This window comes from Lacinutrix sp. C3R15 (assembly GCF_018860825.1).
In the GTDB taxonomy this organism is placed as follows: Bacteria; Bacteroidota; Bacteroidia; order Flavobacteriales; family Flavobacteriaceae; genus Oceanihabitans.
This window is the reverse complement of record NZ_JAHKPZ010000034.1, coordinates 230238-251959: the sequence shown is the minus strand read 5'-3', so window position 1 is coordinate 251959 and position 21722 is coordinate 230238. Positions and strand designations below refer to the sequence as shown.

Annotated in this window: 19 protein-coding genes; 14 read left to right on the top strand and 5 right to left on the bottom strand. The window is 31.5% G+C overall.

Annotation, left to right across the window (positions count from 1 at the left end):
• The first annotated feature begins 52 nt into the window (after nucleotides 1-52).
• The 11 genes from tilS to KO494_RS13245 all read left to right on the top strand — a co-directional run bounded on the left by tilS (nucleotide 53) and on the right by KO494_RS13245 (nucleotide 12222).
• Entirely contained in the window at nucleotides 53-1372 is a 1320-nt protein-coding gene (gene tilS, locus KO494_RS13295) for a tRNA lysidine(34) synthetase TilS (RefSeq protein WP_215968102.1), read from the top strand.
• A complete protein-coding gene (locus tag KO494_RS13290; RefSeq protein ID WP_215968101.1) occupies nucleotides 1372-3339 on the top strand; it encodes a cytochrome c biogenesis protein CcdA in 1968 nt (655 codons plus the stop codon). The genes tilS and KO494_RS13290 overlap by 1 nt, the downstream gene beginning before the upstream one ends.
• 229 nt (nucleotides 3340-3568) lie before the next feature.
• A complete protein-coding gene (locus tag KO494_RS13285; RefSeq protein WP_215968100.1) occupies nucleotides 3569-4036 on the top strand; it encodes a phage tail protein in 468 nt (155 codons plus the stop codon).
• 4 nt (nucleotides 4037-4040) lie between these two features.
• Nucleotides 4041-4496, top strand: coding sequence for a phage tail protein (locus KO494_RS13280; protein ID WP_215968099.1), 456 nt, complete (start codon nucleotides 4041-4043; stop codon nucleotides 4494-4496).
• A 48-nt stretch (nucleotides 4497-4544) separates the two neighbouring features.
• The gene (locus KO494_RS13275) at nucleotides 4545-5786 is read left to right on the top strand and encodes an AAA family ATPase (protein ID WP_215968098.1); all 1242 of its coding nucleotides are present in this window, start codon (nucleotides 4545-4547) and stop codon (nucleotides 5784-5786) included.
• 153 nt (nucleotides 5787-5939) lie between these two features.
• A complete protein-coding gene (gene ade, locus KO494_RS13270; RefSeq protein WP_215968097.1) occupies nucleotides 5940-7559 on the top strand; it encodes an adenine deaminase in 1620 nt (539 codons plus the stop codon).
• Complete coding sequence (locus KO494_RS13265) at nucleotides 7559-8515, top strand: YheT family hydrolase (RefSeq protein WP_215968096.1); 957 nt, start codon at nucleotides 7559-7561, stop codon at nucleotides 8513-8515. The genes ade and KO494_RS13265 overlap by 1 nt, the downstream gene beginning before the upstream one ends.
• Nucleotides 8516-8554: 39 nt before the next feature.
• Nucleotides 8555-10093: a YifB family Mg chelatase-like AAA ATPase gene (locus KO494_RS13260; RefSeq protein WP_215968095.1), complete on the top strand. Its 1539-nt coding sequence runs from the start codon at nucleotides 8555-8557 to the stop codon at nucleotides 10091-10093.
• A gap of 114 nt (nucleotides 10094-10207) precedes the next feature.
• Nucleotides 10208-10693, top strand: coding sequence for a hypothetical protein (locus tag KO494_RS13255; RefSeq protein ID WP_215968094.1), 486 nt, complete (start codon nucleotides 10208-10210; stop codon nucleotides 10691-10693).
• Between the two features lies 1 nt (nucleotide 10694).
• A complete protein-coding gene (locus KO494_RS13250; protein ID WP_215968093.1) occupies nucleotides 10695-11399 on the top strand; it encodes a hypothetical protein in 705 nt (234 codons plus the stop codon).
• Nucleotides 11392-12222 carry a sensor histidine kinase gene (locus tag KO494_RS13245; RefSeq protein WP_252730396.1) on the top strand — a complete coding sequence of 277 codons (831 nt, stop codon included), beginning with the start codon at nucleotides 11392-11394 and terminating at the stop codon, nucleotides 12220-12222. Before KO494_RS13250 ends, KO494_RS13245 begins: the two co-directional genes overlap by 8 nt.
• A 26-nt stretch (nucleotides 12223-12248) precedes the next feature.
• Here the strand turns inward: KO494_RS13245 and KO494_RS13240 are convergent, their stop codons facing one another.
• From KO494_RS13240 to KO494_RS13220, 5 genes are all read right to left on the bottom strand, one after another.
• Nucleotides 12249-12953: an RluA family pseudouridine synthase gene (locus tag KO494_RS13240; protein WP_215968092.1), complete on the bottom strand. Its 705-nt coding sequence runs from the start codon at nucleotides 12951-12953 to the stop codon at nucleotides 12249-12251.
• A gap of 37 nt (nucleotides 12954-12990) precedes the next feature.
• Nucleotides 12991-13209: a four helix bundle protein gene (locus KO494_RS13235; RefSeq protein WP_215968091.1), complete on the bottom strand. Its 219-nt coding sequence runs from the start codon at nucleotides 13207-13209 to the stop codon at nucleotides 12991-12993.
• A gap of 79 nt (nucleotides 13210-13288) precedes the next feature.
• Nucleotides 13289-14107 carry a 3-methyl-2-oxobutanoate hydroxymethyltransferase gene (panB, locus tag KO494_RS13230; protein WP_215968090.1) on the bottom strand — a complete coding sequence of 273 codons (819 nt, stop codon included), beginning with the start codon at nucleotides 14105-14107 and terminating at the stop codon, nucleotides 13289-13291.
• A gap of 284 nt (nucleotides 14108-14391) precedes the next feature.
• Nucleotides 14392-15813 (bottom strand): L-serine ammonia-lyase, encoded by a 1422-nt coding sequence (locus tag KO494_RS13225; protein WP_215968089.1) that lies wholly within the window; start codon nucleotides 15811-15813, stop codon nucleotides 14392-14394.
• 53 nt (nucleotides 15814-15866) lie between these two features.
• A complete protein-coding gene (locus KO494_RS13220) occupies nucleotides 15867-16367 on the bottom strand; it encodes a hypothetical protein (protein ID WP_215968088.1) in 501 nt (166 codons plus the stop codon).
• Between the two features lie 172 nt (nucleotides 16368-16539).
• Here KO494_RS13220 and dnaK point away from each other — a divergent pair, with 172 nt between their 5' ends.
• The 3 genes from dnaK to KO494_RS13205 all read left to right on the top strand — a co-directional run bounded on the left by dnaK (nucleotide 16540) and on the right by KO494_RS13205 (nucleotide 21567).
• Nucleotides 16540-18444, top strand: a complete 1905-nt coding sequence (gene dnaK / locus KO494_RS13215) for a molecular chaperone DnaK (protein ID WP_215968087.1) — start codon at nucleotides 16540-16542, stop codon at nucleotides 18442-18444.
• 235 nt (nucleotides 18445-18679) lie between these two features.
• Entirely contained in the window at nucleotides 18680-19627 is a 948-nt protein-coding gene (locus tag KO494_RS13210; RefSeq protein ID WP_215968086.1) for a nitronate monooxygenase family protein, read from the top strand.
• A 179-nt stretch (nucleotides 19628-19806) separates the two neighbouring features.
• Nucleotides 19807-21567: a serine hydrolase gene (locus KO494_RS13205; RefSeq protein ID WP_215968085.1), complete on the top strand. Its 1761-nt coding sequence runs from the start codon at nucleotides 19807-19809 to the stop codon at nucleotides 21565-21567.
• Nucleotides 21568-21722: the final 155 nt, after the last annotated feature.

Here is a 21722-nt window from a genome sequence, read left to right as displayed (position 1 = left end):
TTACAAAGTAGTATTTTTAGCTTGTATTAAAAATTAATATTAAATTTGAAAAATGCTTAAAAAATTTCAAAAACATATAAACCAAAATCTCCCTTTTTTAAACAAAGGAAAACTTCTTGTTACCATTTCTGGCGGAATTGATTCTGTTATCTTGGCGCATTTGTGCAGCCAAGCAAAACTTCATTTAGCACTTGCTCATTGTAATTTTAATTTACGCGGAAAAGAAAGCGATGCAGACCAAGATTTTGTTGTACAACTGGCAAAAGACTTACGTGTAGAAATCTATACCAAAAGTTTTGATACCAATGCAGTTGCAGAAAAACTAAAGATTTCTACGCAAATGGCTGCAAGAGATTTAAGGTATAGTTGGTTTGATGTGTTATGCACGCAACAGCAATTTGATTATGTTTTAACAGCACATCATGCAGATGATAATCTAGAAACGTTTTTAATAAATCTTACGCGTGGAACAGGTTTAGATGGACTTACAGGCATACCAGAAGTAAACGACAACATTATAAGACCTTTGTTAAAATTTTCAAGAGAAGAAATTGTAAGTTTTGCAAAAGTCAATAATTTTAAATGGCGTGAAGATAGTAGTAATGCATCTACCAAATATTTAAGAAATAAATTGCGTCATGACGTTATTCCTGTGTTAAAGGAAATGAATACCGAATTGCTTCATAATTTTGAAACCACACAAAGCAATTTAAAATACTCTAAAAGTATTATTAAAGATGCTGTAAAAAGAATATATAAGGATGTAGTTTCTATAGAAGATGCTGTAATTAAATTACATACTAAAAAGCTACAAGAGTTACCTAATACCAATGCCTATGTTTTTGAATTGCTGAAAGATTTTAATTTTACAGCATGGAAAGATGTTTACAATCTATTAGAAGCACAATCTGGAAAACAGGTTTTCTCAGCGACGCATAGATTAGTAAAAGACAGAGATTATTTGTTGGTAACAGGAGTTAGTGATGCTAATAATAGTACTAGTGATGTATCTATTTCTATAGCAGAAGATGTAAAAAGTATAGAAATACCTTTTGGAGTATTATCTTTTGAAACCACACAAAAAATTCAAGAGTCTAACACATCTACATTATATTTAGATAAAGATTTGTTAAAGTTTCCGTTAACGGTAAGAAAATGGCAAAAAGGCGACTACTTTTACCCTTTAGGCATGCATGGTAAAAAGAAGTTAAGTAAGTTTTTTAAAGACGAAAAATACTCCTTGTTAGAAAAAGAAAAAGCCTTAATTCTGTACTCAGGTGAAGATGTTATTTGGGTTATTAATAAACGTGGTGACAATCGTTATAAAGTCACAGAAAAAACAAAAAACATATTAAAAATTACATTACAATAATGAAACAGTTCTTATTAGTAGTTATTACTCTTTTTTCCATTAGTACTTCCTTTTCGCAATTGCAACCCGTAAAATGGTCCACAGAAGTTGAAAAACTTTCAGAAACAGAATATAACTTGATTTACCAAGCACAAATTCAAGACCATTGGCATTTATACTCGCAACACCTTCCTGAAGGAGGAGCTTTACCAACCGAGTTTGAATTTGATTCTATAGCACAAACAAAAGACTTTAAGCGTATTGGTGAGGTTTTAGAAAGCCAGAGTATCACTAAGTTTGATAAGGTGTTTCAAATGGATTTAACCTATTTTGATGGTACAGCAACCTTTACGCAAAAAGTAGAATTACTAAACTCAGACGTTAGTATCATTACTAGTGAAGTGTATTTTCAAGCTTGTGATGATGAAAAATGTATTTTTGAAAGTGAAGTGCTAAACTTTAACTTAAGCAATTCTGGTGCTACAAACACAGCAGCTTCTGCAACTGTTGATGCTAAGAGTAAAGAGCTCTCTAATAAACTGCAACTTAACATAACCGGTTGGGAGAAATACGAAAAAGAAGAAGTTAAAGAAAAAACCAATCTAGGTATTTTTATTCTTGGTTTTCTTGGTGGTTTAATAGCCTTATTAACACCATGTGTATTTCCTATGATTCCGTTAACGGTTTCCTTTTTTACAAAAAGTGCTAGCAACTCACAAAAAGGATTAGCAAATGCCATGCTTTACGGATTATTTATACTAGTTATTTATGTGCTTTTAAGTTTACCTTTTCACTTCTTAGATTCGTTAAATCCAGAGATATTAAATACTATTTCAACCAATGTGTGGCTAAATATTATCTTTTTTATCATACTTGCTTTTTTTGCATTTTCCTTCTTTGGCTATTACGAAATTACTTTGCCAGCTTCTTGGGGAAATAAAATGGATTCGGCATCTAACGTAGGAGGTATTATTGGTATTTTCTTTATGGCATTAACTCTTGCTATTGTTTCGTTTTCTTGTACAGGACCAATTTTAGGTTCTTTACTAGCAGGATCACTAACTAGTGATGGTGGAGCCATGCAACTTACTATGGGAATGTCTGGTTTTGGTTTAGCTTTAGCCTTACCATTTACCTTATTTGCTATGTTTCCAAAATGGTTAAACGCCTTACCAAAATCTGGAGGTTGGTTAAATACAGTAAAAGTAGTTCTAGGATTTTTAGAATTAGGAATGGCTTTTAAATTCTTGTCTAATGCAGATTTAGTAAAACATTGGGGACTTTTAAAACGTGAAGTATTTATTGCTATCTGGATTGTTTTAGGTATTGGTTTATTACTATATCTTTTAGGAAAAATTAAATTTCCGCATGATAGTCCGCTAAAAAAATTAAGCTTTGGTAGAATCTCTTTTGCAGTATTAGTAGGTGCATTTGTAGTGTATTTAATTCCTGGTTTAACCAATACAGAACACGCAAACTTAAAAATGTTAAGTGGTTTTCCGCCACCATTACCTTATAGTTTATATGAAAAAGAATCCGACTGTCCTTTAGGTTTAAATTGCTATAAAGATTTAGAAGAAGGCGTTGCAGCAGCAAAAGAACAAAACAAACCAATCATGTTAGATTTTACGGGTTGGGCGTGCGTAAACTGCCGAAAAATGGAAGAACAGGTTTGGAGTAAAGACAAGATTTATAATGTGTTAAATGATGAATATGTAATCATTTCTTTATATGTAGATGATAGAAAAGAACTTGAAAAAGAGGAGCAATTTCAATTCTTAAAACACAACGGAAGCATTAAAAATATTAAAACCATTGGCGATAAATGGGCAACCTTACAAACGCTAAACTTCCAGAACAACTCGCAACCTTTTTATGTGTTATTAAACCATGATATGGAACTTTTAAATCATACCACAGCATATACGCCAAATGCCGAAGAGTATTATGATTGGTTAATAAAAGGAGTAGCAAATTTTAAGAAATAACCAATTTCTAAAAAGGTAAAAACCTTAATAATTAAAATATATTTTAAAACCTTCCGTTTCTGGAAGGTTTTTTTTTGAACCATATTTAATAGTTTTTAAAAATTATTATAAGATCAATAAAAAAGCATAGTGTTGAATTTCAGTAAAATACGTATATTTATGTTTGTAAAAAACTGGTTTTTAGGTTTTTATGCTTTTTTTTTGGTTTGTTGATTTTAAATATAAAGTTATGGCTACAGTTGCAGATTACCCTTTAGTAAAATTCCATTTCTCTGTAGAATGGGGAGATAGTTTTAGAATAGAATTTTCTGAAGTTAGTGGATTAGATTTTGAAACAGAAGTTATTGAATATCGTTCTGGAAACAGTAAAAGTTATTATAAAACAAAACAACCAGGACTTACAAAGTATAGTGATGTAACCTTAAAAAGAGGAACCTATTTAGGCGATTTTGACTTTTTTAAAGAATGGAAAAAAACCTATTTTTTTCAAGAAGGAAATGAAACCGGTTCTATGTATAGAAGAACGGTAACTATTAAACTGCTTAATGAAAATCATGTTCCAGTAATAACCTGGGTATTAAATAACGCTTGGCCAAGAAAAATTCAATCTGCAAGTTTAAAAGCAGATAGTAATGAAATTGCTATTGAAACAATGGTCTTAACACATGAAGGTATAACCATTTTAGAAGCAAAATAATACCATGGCAAAAGATGTGTATCCCTTAGTTAATTTTCACTTTCATGTTTCCTTTATCGGATTGCCTAAAACAAAGCATTTACAAATTGGCTTTCAGTCTGTATCTGGTTTAAACGTGTATACAGAGAATACTTTTTTAAAAGAAGGTGGTGAAAATAGATTTGTGCATCAGCTTCCTGCAGGTATTAGGTATACACCAATAATATTAAAAAAAGGGGTTGTTAAAAAAGAAAATTCAGCGTTATTACAATGGTGTCAAAATGCTTTTCAGAACACTATAAAACAACCTATAAAAGGAATAGATATAGATGTTTTAGATGATAAACATCAAGTTTTATTCCGTTGGCATTTATCTTACGTTTGGCCAATGCGTTGGGAAATAGGTAAGCTAGATGCCGAAAAAGGAGAAATTCTTATAGAAACCTTAGTTTTAAAATATAATTACTTTCAGCTTGTTTAATGCTTGCTATAAAATGATTTTACATAAAAATATTTTAAAAATGAAATTATGGCAACAACAGAAAAATTGATTAAAATTTTAATATATGCTTATACAGATGCAAGCTTTTCTAGCTTGGCTAAATTACAAACTAACCCCATTGTATTACCAGTAAACCCTAAAAGTTTCTCTCAAAATTATAAATTAACTACTAGCAACATAAAACCCATAACAAAGGTTGTAGCAGATCCAGAAATATTAAAATTAGATTTTATTTTAGATGGTACCAATACCATTGCTGGTTATAAATACAACTCCAAAAATCACGATGTTAAAGAGCAGTTATCTATTTTTATGAATACTGTATATGAAAAAAAAGATACAGAAAAGCATACTAGGTTTTTAAAAATTAAATGGGGAGACACTTTAGAGTTTCACGGAATTCTTGAAAATTTAGATTTACACTATACTTTATTTAAACCCAATGCAGACCCTTTACGAATAGAAATTAGTGCAACGTTTTCTAATATTATAAGTAAAATTAAAAATGCAGAAGTTATAACTACTGAATGGCATTGGGATGATTTAGTTTTAAACAATGCAACAAATGAAGCTATAGAAAATGTTTTAGATTGGTTAACATATAGCGCTACACTTTTTAATACTTGGGGAATATCAAAAAAAGTGAACCCAAGTTATTTGGTGTTATTTCATGGTCCTCCTGGCACAGGAAAAACACTAACAGCAACTTTGATAGGACAGAAAACTAACAAAAATGTACATAGAGTTGTCTTGGCAAGCTTGATTTCAAAATATATTGGTGAAACAGAAAAAAAATTGTTAACACTGCTTCAATTTGCTCAAAAATCAAATAGTATTTTGTTTTTTGATGAAGCCGATGCGTTATTTGGTAAAAGAACAGAGATAAGTGATGCACACGATAGTTATGCAAATTTAGAAGTTTCATACTTATTAAGTATTCTTGAAAGTTTTAATGGAATTGTTATTTTTTCAGTACAGAAAGATACGCTACAACCACATATTAGTAGAAAATTTCAAGAAAAAGTACCATTCTTTTTGCCAAATGCAACCGAAAGATACAAGCTATGGCAAAACGCTATTCCAAAAAAAATAAAACTAAACCCTGAAGTTAACCTAGAATTGCTTTCTGAAAAATACGAACTCAGTGGTGCAGAGATTAGTAATGCATTACAGTTTGCAGTTTTAAAAATGATTAAAGCAAAAGAAAAAACAATTAGTCAAGCTTTAATTGTTAAAGCAATTCTTCGCGAATATGAAAAAAGAGAATAGAAGTTTTATTTCTATAACATGTATTTTATTTCATTTAAAACCTGTTTTTTCTTAATTTGAAACAAAATAAACCAACAAAATTAAAATTACTTTTGTTTTTTGACTGAAGCTTTTTTCCTTTATATTACATTTTTATAATTCAATTACATTTTAATGAAAATACAAGGAAACATAGTAGATATTGTAAACAAAAGAATCTATAAAGGAGAAGTTACCATAGCAAATGGTAAAATTGCATCTATAGTAGAAAAAGATACTACTAGTAACCATTATATTCTTCCTGGTTTTGTAGATGCACATATACATATAGAAAGTTCTATGTTGGTGCCAAGTGAATTTGCAAAATTAGCTGTACAACATGGTACAGTTGCAACTGTTAGTGATCCGCACGAAATAGCAAATGTATTAGGAGTTCCTGGAGTGGAGTTTATGATTGAAAACGGAAAACAAGTGCCTCTAAAATTTAATTTTGGTGCACCAAGTTGCGTTCCTGCTACCAGTTTTGAATCTGCAGGAGCTATAATAGATTCTGAAGACATTAAGAAGCTAATGCAAAATCCAGATATTAAATATCTAGCCGAAATGATGAATTATCCAGGCGTTTTATTTGATGATGACGAAGTGCTTAAAAAAATAGCTCATGCAAAGCAAAATAATAAACCCGTTGATGGTCATGCACCAGGAGTTCGTGGTGCAGATATTACCAAATATATAGCAGCAGGAATTTCTACAGATCATGAGTGTTTTACCTATGATGAAGGTTTAGAGAAACTACAAAAAGGAATGAAAATTCTTATTCGTGAAGGTTCTGCAGCCAAAAATTTTGAAGCATTAATCGATTTGCTTCCTGAGCATTTTGAAAACATGATGTTTTGCAGTGATGATAAGCATCCAGACGATTTAATGATTTCGCATATCAATGCATTATGTGCAAGAGCAGTTGCTAAAAATATAGATGTATTTAAAGTATTGCAGGCTGCATGTATCAATCCGGTAAAACATTATAATCTGGACGTTGGTTTACTGCAAATTGGTGATGCAGCAGATTGTATTGTAGTAGAAGATTTAAAGGAGTTTAAGACGCTTCAAACCTATATTGATGGAGAATTGGTGTATGATTTTGGTAAGGTAAACATTAAAGATGTAGCTTTTAAAAACCTGAATAATTTTAATACCGAAAAGAAAAAAATAGAAGATTTTAGTTTTAATTCTTCCGCAGAAAAAATTAGAGTTATTGAAGCTTTAGAAGGGCAGTTAGTAACTAATGAACTTATGGAAGAAGCAACCATTGAAAACGGAAATCTTGTTTCGAATACAGAAACAGATATCTTAAAAATGACAGTTGTAAATAGATACAATAACGACGTACCAGCAATAGCATTTATAAAAAATTTCGGATTAAAAGAAGGTGCTATAGCAAGTTCTGTTGGTCATGATTCGCACAATATTATTGCTGTTGGTGTTAGTGACGAAGCTATCTGTAAAGCAGTAAATTTAATCATTGAAAACAAAGGAGGTATTTGTGCTATTAGCAATTCTGAAGAAAAAATAGTAGCACTTCCAGTGGCAGGAATTATGAGTGATCAAGATGGCGAAACTATTGGTAAAGATTATGCAGCTTTAGATAAAATGGCAAAACAATTAGGAAGCACATTGCATGCGCCTTATATGACCTTATCTTTTATGGCACTATTAGTAATTCCAGATTTAAAACTAAGCGATAAAGGATTGTTTAGTGGTAAAGAATTTAAATTTACTAGCTTAGAAGTGTAATGCCAATTCTAACCAGCACATACAAGCCTTCCATTTTTTTTAGAAATGGAAATATAGCAACCATATATTCTGGACTTCTTCGAAAAGTTAAGTTAGAACAAAAACGCGAGCGTATTACACTTAGCGATGGAGATTTTCTGGACTTAGATTGGAGTTATGCTAAAGAGAAATCAGAAAAGCTAATTATTGTTTTACATGGTTTAGAAGGTAATGCGCAACGTCCTTATGTTACTGGACCTTCCAAATTATTTAATGAAAATGGAGTCGATGCTGTATGTATCAATTTTAGAGGTTGTAGTGGCGAACCTAATTTAAAATATAGGTCTTATCATTCTGGAGCAACCGAAGATTTACATGAGGTAATAGAATATATTCTAGAAAATAAAAACTATTCAGAAATATATATCAATGGCTTTAGTTTAGGTGGTAATATCACTTTAAAATATCTTGGCGAAGACAGAGTGCTTCCAAAGCAAATTAAGGCAGCAATTTCAATTTCAGTGCCTTGCTATTTAGAAGGTTCTGCTAATGAGCTGCACAAACTTAAAAACAAACCGTATGCTATTCGTTTTAAAAAGCATTTGGTAGATAAGTTACAACCAAAATTACTTCAATTTCCAAACAATATTTCTGAAGAAACCATTAGTTCTATTAAAGTTTTAAGAGATTTTGATGAGGTTTATACCTCAAAAGCACATGGTTTTACAGATGCAAGAGATTATTATACTAAATCTAGTTGTTTGCAGTTTTTACCAAATATAAAAGTGCCTACGTTAATTATTAATGCCTTAAACGATTCGTTTTTATCTCCAGAATGTTATCCTGTAATAGAAGCAAAAAACAATAAAAATCTACATTTAGAAATGCCTAGTTATGGTGGTCATGTAGGGTTTGTTAAAAAAGGAGGTTATTACTATAATGAGTTGCGTGCTTTAGAATTTATTAAGCAACTATAAGTTTATATTTTTTTATATATTTAAGCAAATCAATAGTTTATGCTTAAAAAAGTTTTCGGTAGCGCAGTCTTTGGCGTAGAGGCAACCACAATAACTGTAGAGGTAAATGTAGATTCTGGAATTGGGTATCATTTAGTTGGTTTACCCGACAATGCTATTAAAGAAAGTAATTTTAGAATTGCTGCAGCATTGCAAAATAATGGTTTTAAAATTCCGGGAAAAAAGATAATTATAAACATGTCTCCTGCAGATTTACGCAAGGAGGGAAGTGCTTATGATTTAACATTAGCCATAGGTATTCTAGTTGCTACCAAACAAATTCAAGCCCAAAATTTAGAAGACTTTTTAATTATGGGAGAACTTTCTCTTGACGGAAGTTTACAACCAATAAAAGGAGCTTTACCAATAGCAATTAAAGCTAAAGAAGAAGGGTATAAAGGGTTTATACTGCCTCTAGAAAACGCAAAAGAAGCTGCTATTGTAGATGACTTAGACGTCTATGGTGTAGAAAATATAAAGCAAGTCATTGATTTTTTTGATAAAGGCGAAGCATTAGAAAAAACTATTATTGACACCAAAAAAGAATTTGAAAAAAATCTGGAATTTCCTGAGTTTGATTTTAGTGATGTTAAAGGGCAAGAATCTATTAAACGTTGTATGGAAATTGCAGCAGCAGGAGGACATAATATTATATTAATTGGTCCTCCAGGAGCAGGAAAAACCATGTTGGCTAAGCGTTTACCAAGCATTTTACCTCCAATGACTATTCATGAAGCATTAGAAACTACAAAAATTCATAGTGTGGTTGGTAGAGTAAAAGCAAATACAGGAATTATGGCTCAACGTCCTTTTCGTAGTCCACATCATACTATATCAAATGTAGCTCTTGTAGGAGGCGGAAGTTATCCGCAACCAGGTGAAATTTCCTTATCGCATAATGGTGTTTTGTTTTTAGATGAATTACCAGAATTTAAACGCGAAGTTCTAGAAGTAATGCGCCAACCGTTAGAAGATAGAGAGGTGACTATTTCTAGAGCAAAATTTACAGTAACATATCCTTCATCTTTTATGTTGGTAGCCAGTATGAACCCAAGTCCAAGTGGTTATTTTAATGATCCTGATGCTCCTATAACTTCTAGTCCTGCAGAAATGCAACGTTATTTAAGCAAAGTGTCAGGTCCTTTGTTAGATAGAATAGATATTCATATAGAAGTAACTCCTGTTCCTTTTGAAAAGCTTTCTGAAGAACGTAAAGGAGAAAGTTCTGTAGAAATAAGAAAACGGGTTACTAAGGCAAGAGAACTACAAACACAACGCTTTCAAGACTCTGAAACAGTACATTATAATGCACAAATGAATACCAAACAAATTAGAAAGTATTGTGTTTTAGACGATGCTTCTAAGGCTTTGTTAAAAACAGCAATGGAGCGTTTAAATCTTTCTGCAAGAGCGTATGACCGCATTTTAAAAGTGTCTAGAACCATAGCAGATCTAGAAAACCAAACTGCAATTAACGGTTCGCATATAAGTGAAGCCATACAATACAGAAGTTTAGATAGAGAAGGTTGGTTGGGTTAATTTGTTATAACGCAAAAAATATTGGTTTACTGAGTTGTAAGTATCGTTTTAAAAGATTGTCTGCTATGTTAATTTTCTTACCTTTATACAGCTATTAATAAATATCTTTATTTTATGAAAAAATTATTTTTACTATTACTTGGTGTTGTTATTGGTTTTTTGATTTGTTATTTTTATTGTGATAATAAAATTAAATTAGGAGCACCACCAATGAATACACCAAAAGGAATTATTACACCAGAACAAGCAAAGATATTAGATGACGCTTACGATTCAAGACACGATTTAATTAGTGACTCCATTGTTGGAAGACCAGACAATCGTTCTGCTTGGTGGTCTTTAGAGGATATAGAAGGTTTTATTAGCTATGCTAAAAAACAAAGTACAGAGTTAGGTTATGACATGAATGGTATACGTGTATATTTAGGCGCTCATGAAAATGATGGTTATACAACGGTATTCATGGTTCCTACAGGTAATCCTTCTGTGTCTAAAGGCAGTATGCTTTCTATTGCGCCAGGTAATGGTGATGTTCCTGGAGGAAATGGATTAAATGATGGAGGAGAAGGTGAGCCTCCACGAGCAAAATACCCACAATAATGTGATAGAGTTTTTAATAAATAATAGATTAAATATACTCATATTTGTTGAAATTTTAGCAGCTGTAACAGGTGTACTACTTTACGGTAAGTATAAAGGTTCAGCTGCTAAATATTTTATATACTTTTTAGTTTATATTGTATTTATGGCTATAGGTGGTAGATATACCTATTGGGTTTATAATGATGGTATTTTTAGTTTTTTAGAAGGTACTTTATTAGAAAGTAATTATTGGTGGTATACCCTTTTTTGGAAAATTGCTGCTGTGGTATTTTTTGGTTGGTATTATTTACAGGTTTTGCAGAATACTACAAGTAAAAAGATATTAAAAGTTTCTATTATTCTATTCTTAATTATTTCATTTGGTACCATATTAGTCACCTTACCAGATTTCTTTAAAGGCGCTATACCTATTATAAGCATTTTGGGAGCTTTAATTATTTTACAATGTGTTTTTTATTATTTTTTAGAAATATTACAAGGAGATAAAATATTAACCTTTTATAGGTCTATAACTTTTTATATTTCTTGCGCTATTTTACTTTTTTGGCTTATTAAAACACCTCTAGTGTTTTTTGATCCTTATTACAGAATGGCAGATATGCAGTATGTAAACTTAAGAGCTGGTATTAACTTTTTTGTAATTTACTTTATGTATATAACTTATACCGTAGGTTTAATTGTAGCAAAACCAGAATATGATTAATATGTTATTTATTTTATTACAAGTTGCAGAACCAGTTTCTACAGCAGCTGAAAGAAATTTATTGGTGTATATGATTGGTGTTATGCTTGTTGTATGTACCATAATTATTGTGTTTTTTATCGTTTTTCAGAAAAGAAAAAATAAACTGCTTTTAGATAAAATAAAAATGCAACAAGCCTTTGAAAGAGCTTTTGCAGAAACTAATGAAGAAATTCAAGAGCAAACGTTAAAATATATTGGACAAGAATTACATGATAATATAGGTCAATTACTATCTGTTGCTAATATGCAGTTGAGTATTTTAAATACAGAAATTCCTGAAACCTTAAAGGAACGATTTTCTGAAAGTAAAAGTGCTGTAAAAGAAAGTTTGACAGAAATTAGAGCATTATCTAAGTCTTTAAATAGAGATGTAATACAGAATAAAGGAGTTTATGATTCTATACAATCAGAAATTAATAGGTTAAATAGAATGAAGCTTATTAAGGCAGAATTAATTAAAACAGGTGATAACACAGTTACTGAAAATAGTAAGGATGCTATTATTTTATTTAGAATCTTGCAAGAGTTTATTTCTAATACCGTAAAATACTCTAACGCAAAACAGTTAAAAATTCATTTAAACTATTATCCAGAAAAGCTAATAATTCACGCCAGTGATGACGGAGTTGGTTTTGATGAAAAAACAGTAGAAAGTAATTCTGGTTTAGTAAACATGAAGAGTAGAGCAGAACTTATAGAAGCAAGCTTTAGTTTAGCATCTAAACCAAATCAAGGTGTGCATTTAACTCTTGAATACCCATTATTAAAACGCGTAGTTTAAGTTGTTTTCTATTTTTTTATTAAATACTAGTTACAAGCCTGCCAAATAGCATCTTTTGGTAAAGGAGCTGTAATGTGTAATGCTTCATTAGAAACAGGGTGTGTAAAGGTAATTTGTCTTGCATGTAAGTGTATGCTGGCATCTTTATTACTTCTATCAAAACCATATTTTAAATCCCCTTTTATAGAACAGCCAATACTAGATAATTGCGAACGTATTTGATGGTGTCTTCCTGTTTCTAAATTAACTTCTAATAAATAATAGTTGTCTAATTTTTTTAGTGTTTTATAATGTAGGATTGCTTTTTTACTACCTGCAACCTCCTTTATAAATGCTGTAGATTTATTGTTTTTCGGGTTCTTTTTTAACCAATGAATTAAGGTGTCTTCCGTTTTTTGTGGTTCATTTTTTACAACAGCCCAATAGGTTTTACTAATATCTTTAGTAAGAAAAAGTTTGTTTAATCTTGGTAGTGCCTTGCTTGTTTTTGAAAAAATGACTAATCCTGTAGTTGGCCTGTCTAGCCTATGAACAGTTCCTAAATATACATTTCCAGGTTTGTTGTATTTTTCTTTAATGTATTCTTTAACTACATCGCTTAATGGTTTATCACCAGTTTTGTCTCCTTGTACAATATCTCCTGCTCGTTTATTTACAACAATAATATGATTGTCTTCGTAAATTACTTGAAGGTTGTTTTTATTAGAAAGAGTTTTGGAATTTTTGCTCACTAGATTGTTCTATTTTTGGATTTATTTGAGAGTAGATTTAAATTTTAGAGGGCATTTGTAAAAATCTTATAAAATCTTTATTAGAATGTCTAGAAGAGCCTTCAGCAATATTAGAAGGAATTGAAACAGCTACTCTTGGTAATTGATTTGTTAACCCAAATTTTTCGCTTTCAGGAAACTTAGAGATTATAAAATAAATTTCAGAACAAAACAATTTGCTTTTTTTCCATGCTTCTAAATCCTTAAATCGATGCATTTGCTTCGTTTTATCTGTATTAAGTTCTTTTATTGCTAAGTTCTAACAATCTAACAATCTAACAATCTAACAATCGAGATTAATACTGCTCTTCATCATTAGGGAAATCGCCACTTTTTACATCCTCACCATATTGTGTAAAAGCAGAAGTCATTTCTTCGTATAAGTTCATGTATCTTCGTAAAAAACGTGGGTTAAATTCATGTGTCATACCCAACATATCATGCGTTACAAGTACTTGACCATCTACACCATTTCCTGCTCCAATACCAATTACAGGAATAGAAACACTCTCTGCAACTTCTTGTGCTAATTTAGCAGGTATTTTTTCTAGTACTATAGCAAAACATCCTGCTTTTTCAAGCATTAAAGCATCCTCTTTAAGTTGTTTAGCTTCTTGTTCTTCTTTGGCTCTAACGGTATAGGTTCCAAATTTATATATAGATTGTGGTGTTAACCCTAGATGTCCCATAACCGGAATTCCTGCATGTAAAATTCTTTTTATAGAATCTTTCACTTCTTTACCACCTTCCATTTTTACAGCATGACCTCCAGATTCTTTCATAATTCTTATGGCAGAACGTAAGGCTTCTTTAGGATCACTCTGGTAACTACCAAAAGGTAAATCTACTACAACTAAAGCTCTATCTATGGCTCTAATTACAGAAGATGCATGATATATCATTTGGTCTAGAGTAATAGGTAAAGTGGTTTCATGTCCAGCCATTACATTACTTGCAGAGTCACCAACAAGTATTACATCAATTCCTGCGCCATCTACAATTTTTGCCATGGTATAATCATAGGCTGTAAGCATTGATATTTTTTCTCCATTAGATTTCATTTCTACTAGAGATTTTACGGTTACTCTTTTATATTCTTTTTTTGCTACAGACATCTGTTTTGTGTATAATTTGATAGAATGTAAATGTACTAAAATATGTGTATACTGTTAAACTTTTATTTAAAAGAGGTCTTAAAATAGTAAATTTTAATTTTTTTAGTTGAAAAAGCAAGAATATAGCAAGAGTTCCATGTTTTTATATGCTACTAGTAAATAGCGCATATTTAGTTTTTTAAAAGCAATAACACAAGTCTTTACTTTAAGTAGTAAGGCTAATTTTATTTTTTTAAAAGATGAGGTTTGTACTACTAGAGTTGTTTAACTAATGGCTTGTTTTTTTAGCAATCTGTTAAATTAACACCAATAGCTAATCCGCCTTCGCTAGTTTCTTTATATTTAGTATTCATGTCTTTTGCAGTTTCCCACATAGTATTTACCACTTTGTCTAAAGGGACTTTTACATTTTCCGGGTCTGTATCTAAGGCTAACTCTGCAGCATTAATAGCTTTAATAGCTCCCATAGCATTACGTTCAATACAAGGTATTTGCACCAAACCACCAATAGGGTCACAGGTAAGTCCAAGATGATGTTCCATAGCAATTTCTGCGGCTATTAAAACTTGCTCTGGTGTACCACCAAGTAGTTCGGTTAAAGCACCAGCAGCCATTGCAGAACTTACACCAATTTCTGCTTGACATCCTCCCATGGCAGCACTAATAGTTGCTCCTTTTTTAAAGATACTTCCTATTTCTCCAGCTACCAATAAGAATTTTTTAATGTCTTCAAAGTTTCCGTCGTGGTTTTCAATCACTAAATAATACATTAAAACAGCAGGAATAACACCAGCACTACCATTAGTAGGAGCTGTAACTACACGACCTAAAGAGGCATTTACCTCGTTTACAGCTAAAGCAAAACAGCTAACCCATTTTAAGATTTGTCTAAATTTAACTTCGGTATTTCTTATGGCATAAATCCATTCTACAGGATTGGTATATGGTGTTTCTCCTTTTAGTTTTTGGTGCATATCATACGCTCGACGTCTTACGTTTAAGCCTCCAGGAAGGTTTCCTTCGGTATGACAGCCAATGTACATACACTCTAACATGGTATCCCAAATGCGTTGTAGTTCTATATCTATTTTAGGTTCTTCACGAATAGATTTTTCGTTTTCATAAACCACTTCAGATATAGGCAAATTTAAATCTTTACAAAATTGTAAAAGTTCTGTTCCTTTTTCAATAGGATAAGGAAAAGAGCATTTTATTTCAAAGTTACGTTTAGAGTTTTTACGTTCTTCTTTAACCACAAAACCTCCACCAATAGAGTAGAAGGTAGATTTTTTCTTTTTACCATTAATTATTGCGGTAAAGGTCATTCCGTTAGAATGGAATGGCAAGAACTTTCTATTAAAAACAATGGCTGTTTCTGGATTGAAATCTATTACTTTTTCATTATTAAGAGATAATGTATTTGTGCTTTTAATATTTGAAATAATTATAGGAATGGTATCTGTAGCAACATATTCTGGGTCACAACCACACAAACCAAGCATTACAGCATAGTCAGTTGCATGCCCTTTTCCTGTAAGTGATAAAGAACCATATAAATCTATATGAATGCCTTCTACTTTATTAAACGTATTATTTGCTTTGAGTTCTTTAATCCAGCGTTCTGCAGCTCGCCAAGGACCTAAGGTGTGAGAACTAGAAGGCCCAACACCTATTTTTAACATATCAAAAACCGAAATACACTCCATTTACAAAAACTTTTTAAAGTTGGCGTAAATATACATTTTGTAATGAAAGTATATTATTTTTTTTCAAAAGCTTCAATTCTATATGCTTCCATTATAGCTTCTATGTTAGAAGTGTCAACAGCATCTACATTTTCTGCAGGAATTACCACTACTCGAAACACTTGATTTTGAGTCCATTCAGAGCCTATAGCGCTAAGATCTACGGTTCCGTCTAAAAAGAATCTAACATCGTTTTGTGTAAAATCATAATTGTACGTTAACTCACTTTCATTGGCAGTATCCTCATCAAAGGTAACTTGTTGTGGCATTAACCTCCATACATCTTGTCCGTCTGCTGTTTCCCATAAAATATAAACTAATGTCACATCAGAAGGGTATACATAAAAGCCATAATCTTCAAAGTATTCATAATTATTGGCAGCGTTAAAATCAATTTCTATTTCAAAAGAACTGGCAACAAAAATACCTCCATCTTCCCCGTCAATCCCGTCTTCTCCCTGACAAGAAGTTAATAATAATGCAAATACAAATAGTGTAGATAAGATTCTTTTCATAATTTTTTTTGTTTAAAGTTACAAATCACTTTCAATATTAATAGTTAAAAATAAATAAAATAAAGGATTTAATAATTTTATGACATCATGTCAGTCGTTTTGTATTGGCATAATCATTGACTTATAGTTACCGAACAAAAAAATAAATGTCAACACAAATAAAAATATAATTATGAGTAAGATTATTGGAATCGATTTAGGTACAACAAACTCTTGCGTTTCTGTAATGGAAGGTAATGAAGCAGTTGTAATCCCAAACGCAGAAGGTAAGCGTACAACACCTTCTGTTATCGCTTTTGTAGAAGGAGGCGAAATTAAAGTTGGAGATCCAGCAAAACGTCAAGCAGTTACAAACCCAACAAAAACAGTTTATTCTATTAAACGTTTTATGGGTAATAAATATTCTGAATCTAAAAAGGAAGCAGAAAGAGTACCATATAAAGTGGTAAAAGGAGATAATGATACTCCAAGAGTAGATATTGATGGTCGTTTATATACACCTCAAGAATTATCTGCTATGATTCTTCAAAAAATGAAGAAAACTGCTGAAGATTATTTAGGACAAGATGTAAGTGAAGCAGTAATTACTGTTCCTGCATATTTTAATGATGCACAACGTCAAGCAACTAAAGAAGCTGGTGAAATTGCAGGTTTAAAAGTGCGTAGAATTATCAATGAGCCTACTGCAGCAGCTTTAGCTTATGGTATGGACAAAAAAGGAACAGACCAAAAAATAGTAGTATTTGATTTTGGTGGAGGAACACATGATGTATCTATCCTTGAATTAGGAGATGGTGTATTTGAAGTACTTTCAACAGATGGTGATACACACTTAGGTGGTGATGATGTAGATCAAAAAATTATTGACTGGTTAGCAGATGAATTTAATGCTGAAGAAGGTATTGATTTACGTAAAGACCCAATGGCTTTACAACGTATTAAAGAAGCAGCTGAAAAAGCAAAGATTGAATTATCATCTTCTGCACAAACTGAAATTAATTTACCATACGTTACAGCTACAGCTAGTGGACCAAAGCACTTAGTACGTACTTTAACTAAAGCTAAATTTGAGCAATTAATTGACGATTTAGTAAAACGTACTATTGAGCCATGTCAATCTGCATTAAAATCTGCAGGTTTATCAAAATCAGATATTGACGAAGTTATTCTTGTTGGTGGTTCAACACGTATTCCAGCTGTACAAGAAGCAGTAGAAAAATTCTTTGGTAAAGCACCAAGTAAAGGAGTTAACCCAGATGAGGTTGTGTCTTTAGGAGCAGGAATTCAAGGAGGAGTATTAACAGGAGATGTTAAAGATGTATTACTTTTAGATGTAACACCTTTATCTCTTGGTATTGAAACAATGGGTAATGTAATGACAAAACTTATTGAGGCAAATACAACTATTCCTACAAAGAAAAGTCAAGTATTCTCTACAGCAGCAGATAATCAACCTTCAGTAGAAATTCATGTTTTACAAGGGGAACGTTCTATGGCTGCAGATAATAAAACCATTGGTCGTTTTCACTTAGATGGTATTCCACCAGCACAACGTGGTACTCCTCAAATTGAAGTAACTTTTGATATTGATGCAAACGGAATTATTAAAGTTTCAGCAACAGATAAAGCGACTAATAAAACACAAGATATCAGAATTGAAGCTTCTTCAGGATTAACAGAAGAAGAAATTCAAAAAATGAAAGCAGATGCAGAAGCAAATGCTGAAGCAGATGCAAAAGCAGCAGAAAGCGCTCAAAAATTAAATGAAGCGGATTCTATGATTTTCCAAACGGAAAAACAATTAAAAGAATTTGGGGATAAATTATCTGAAGATAAAAAACAACCAGTTGAAGCAGCTTTAGAAGAACTTAAAAAAGCTTACGAAACTAAAGATTTAGAGGTAATTACTCCTGCTTTAGATAAAATAAACGAAGCTTGGAAAGTAGCTAGTGAAGAAATGTATAAAGCACAAGCAGAAGCACAAGGTGGAGCTGCACCTGGTCCTGATGCAAATGCAGGAACAGATACTAATGAAGGAAGCGACGTTGAAGACGTTGACTTTGAAGAAGTGAAGTAATACATCTCTGCCTGAGCAGAAATCTAATTATAAAAAACGCAATCATTAATTTGGTTGCGTTTTTATTTTTTATAATTATGTTACAAAAGTTTCTTACAGTAAATAAGCAAATTAATTACTATATACAAAAAACTATGCATGCATAGTAAATTTTGTTATATTTGTAAAAACACTTTATAAATAAGAAGTCAATTTTAGTTTAATTAAAAAATTCACATTCAAATGTGATATTACTATGGAAACCAAACTTACACAACTTTTAAATATAAAATATCCCATTATTCAGGCTCCAATGTTTTTAGTTTCTAATACAGCAATGGTAATAGAAGCAATGAAAGGTGGAATTGCAGGCTGTATTCCTGCACTTAACTATAGAACATTAGATCAATTAAGAGCAGCTATTAAAGAATTAAAAGCAGCAAAAGTTGAAGGAGGTTCTTTCGGGTTTAATTTAATTGTAAATAAATCGAATATAAAATACAAAGAGCAATTACGAGTGCTTTGTGAAGAAGGCTGTGATTTTATTATTACCTCACTTGGTAGTCCAGAAGAAACTATAAAAAAAGCACATGCAGTTGGCATTAAAGTTTTTTGTGATGTAACCGATTTACGTTTTGCTAAAAAAGTAGAAAGCTTAGGTGCAGATGCGGCTATTGCTGTAAATAATCAAGCAGGAGGACATAGAGGGAATCTCTCACCACAAGAATTAACAAGTCAATTAAGTACAGCTTTAAGCATTCCTGTAATTTCTGCAGGAGGAGTTGGTTGTAAAGCAGATATTGATAAAATGTTAAGTTATGGAGCAGCAGGAGTTTCGGTTGGTAGCCCTTTTATAGCTTCTATTGAGGCTGGAGTTACTGATGAATATAAACAAGCATGTGTAGATTATGGTGCTGATGATATTATTATGACACAACGTATTTCTGGTACGCCATGTACAGTTATAAATACACCTTATGTTCAAAAAATAGGAACAAAGGAATCTTGGTTAGAATCTGTTTTAAACAAGAATAAGAAACTTAAAAAATGGGTTAAAATGATTCGTTTTTCCATTGGTATGAATGCAACTACTAAAGCAGCAACACAAGCTACTTATAAAACGGTTTGGGTTGCAGGACCAAGTATAGAGTATACAAAAGCTATCTTACCTACTAAAGATATTGTTGCAAAGCTAACAACCTAATACACTTAGTGGTAATGAGATTGAAAAAAAAGGTTTTCTTAAAAAGGAAACTTTTTTTTTGTTTTAAAGTATTGTTTTTTAAGTAGTTATAGTTGGTTTTGTTTAAAAAAAAGTTTTTTTATTGTAACTTATAAGGCTATTAATCGTCTTATTTTTAATCAATCAAAATCAAAAAACTTATGAAACAGCAATTCAAATTTTATTTCAGTGAAACAAATACCGTTTTCTTATTTGCATTATTATTTTTTGTCAACCTTAGTTTTAGTCAAGTAAAAGAAGCACAAATAACCAAATTAATTAATACCTATACAGCATACAATACATTTAACGGATCTGTTTTAATTGCAGAAAACGGTAAAATTATGTACAAAAAAGGTTTTGGTTTGGCTAATATGGAATGGGATATTCCTAATGCTCCCAATACAAAACACAGATTAGGCTCTATAACCAAACAATTTACAGCAATGTTAATTCTTCAATTAGCAGAAGCAGGTAAAATAGATTTACAGGCACCAATAACAAAGTATCTTCCAGATTATCCAAAGGCTAACGGAAATAAAATAACAACACATCATTTATTGACGCATACTTCCGGAATACCTAATTACACTTCGTTTCCAGATTTTTTTCAGAATAAAAGTAGAAATCCCTATACACCAGAAGCATTTGTTAAAGAGTTTTCAGAAATGGCATTAGATTTTACTCCTGGAGAAAAATTTAACTATAGCAATTCTGGTTATTTCCTTTTAGGTGTTTTAGTCGAAAAAATTTCAGGAAAAAGCTACGAGCAAATGCTACAAGAAAAAATATTCACTCCTTTAAATATGAAAGATTCTGGGTATGATCATCATGAAACTATTTTAAAAAACAGAGCTACAGGTTATGAGCCAAAGGGAAACAAATTTGTGAATTCTGAATATTTAGACATGAGTATTCCTTATGCTGCAGGTTCTTTATATGCAACCGTTGAAGATTTATTTCTTTGGGATCAGGCTTTATATACTAACAAACTACTTTCTAAAGAGTATATGAATTTGTTTTTTAAAAAGCATACAAAAGCAGGAAACGGTTACTATAGTTACGGCTGGTTTATAGGTAATGAACCTATTGGTAATACAAGTGAAACCATGGCTACCATAGCTCATGGAGGAGGTATCAACGGTTTTAATACCTATATTACTAGAGCCACTTCAGATCAATCTTTAATTGTATTATTAAATAATACAGGAATGGCACCACTAAATGATATTGCACAAGCAATTAGAGGAATTATGTATAATAAAACTTATGATTTTCCTAAAAAATCTGTAGCCAAAACGATATACGATGAAATACAATCTAAAGGAATAGAATCTGCAATACAAAAGTATCATAGCATAAAATCATCTAGTGACTATACTTTAGAAGAAAGAGAAATAAATACTATTGGTTATCAATTATTACAAGAAGAAAAAATTGATGAAGCGGTAACGGTTTTTAAATGGAATGTAGAAGCTTTTCCTGGTTCTTACAATGCTTATGATAGTTATGCAGAAGGATTAATGCATCAAGGAAATAAAGAGTTAGCTATAGAAAACTATAAGAAGTCTTTAGTTATAAACCCAAACAACCAAAATGGTATAGATTATTTAAAGAAACTAGGAGAAGATGTTTCTGATTATATCATAGAAGATATTGTAGTTGCAGATGCTGTATTACAAAGCTATGTTGGTGCCTATCAAATAACTCCAGAGTTTATTATTACAGTCACCAAAGAAGGAAGCCAATTAAAAACACAAGCAACAGGACAACCTGTTTTCAATATTTTTCCAAAATCGGATACTGTATTTTATTTAAAAGTAGTTGAAGCGCAATTAACTTTTAATAAAAATGAAGCAGGAGATGTGGTAAGTGTAACCCTTTTGCAAGGCGGAAGAGAAATAACAGGAATTAAAATGTAAAACAATTATTATTTTCATACTAAAAAACCCTGGATGCTACTACAGGGTTTTTGTTTTTTATGCAGTAATACATAGGGAATGCTAATAGAAATCTACTTGTAATTTTACTTAAAGCCCTCTGTAATAAAAACCTAAAGCATCCTTTTTAAAATTTA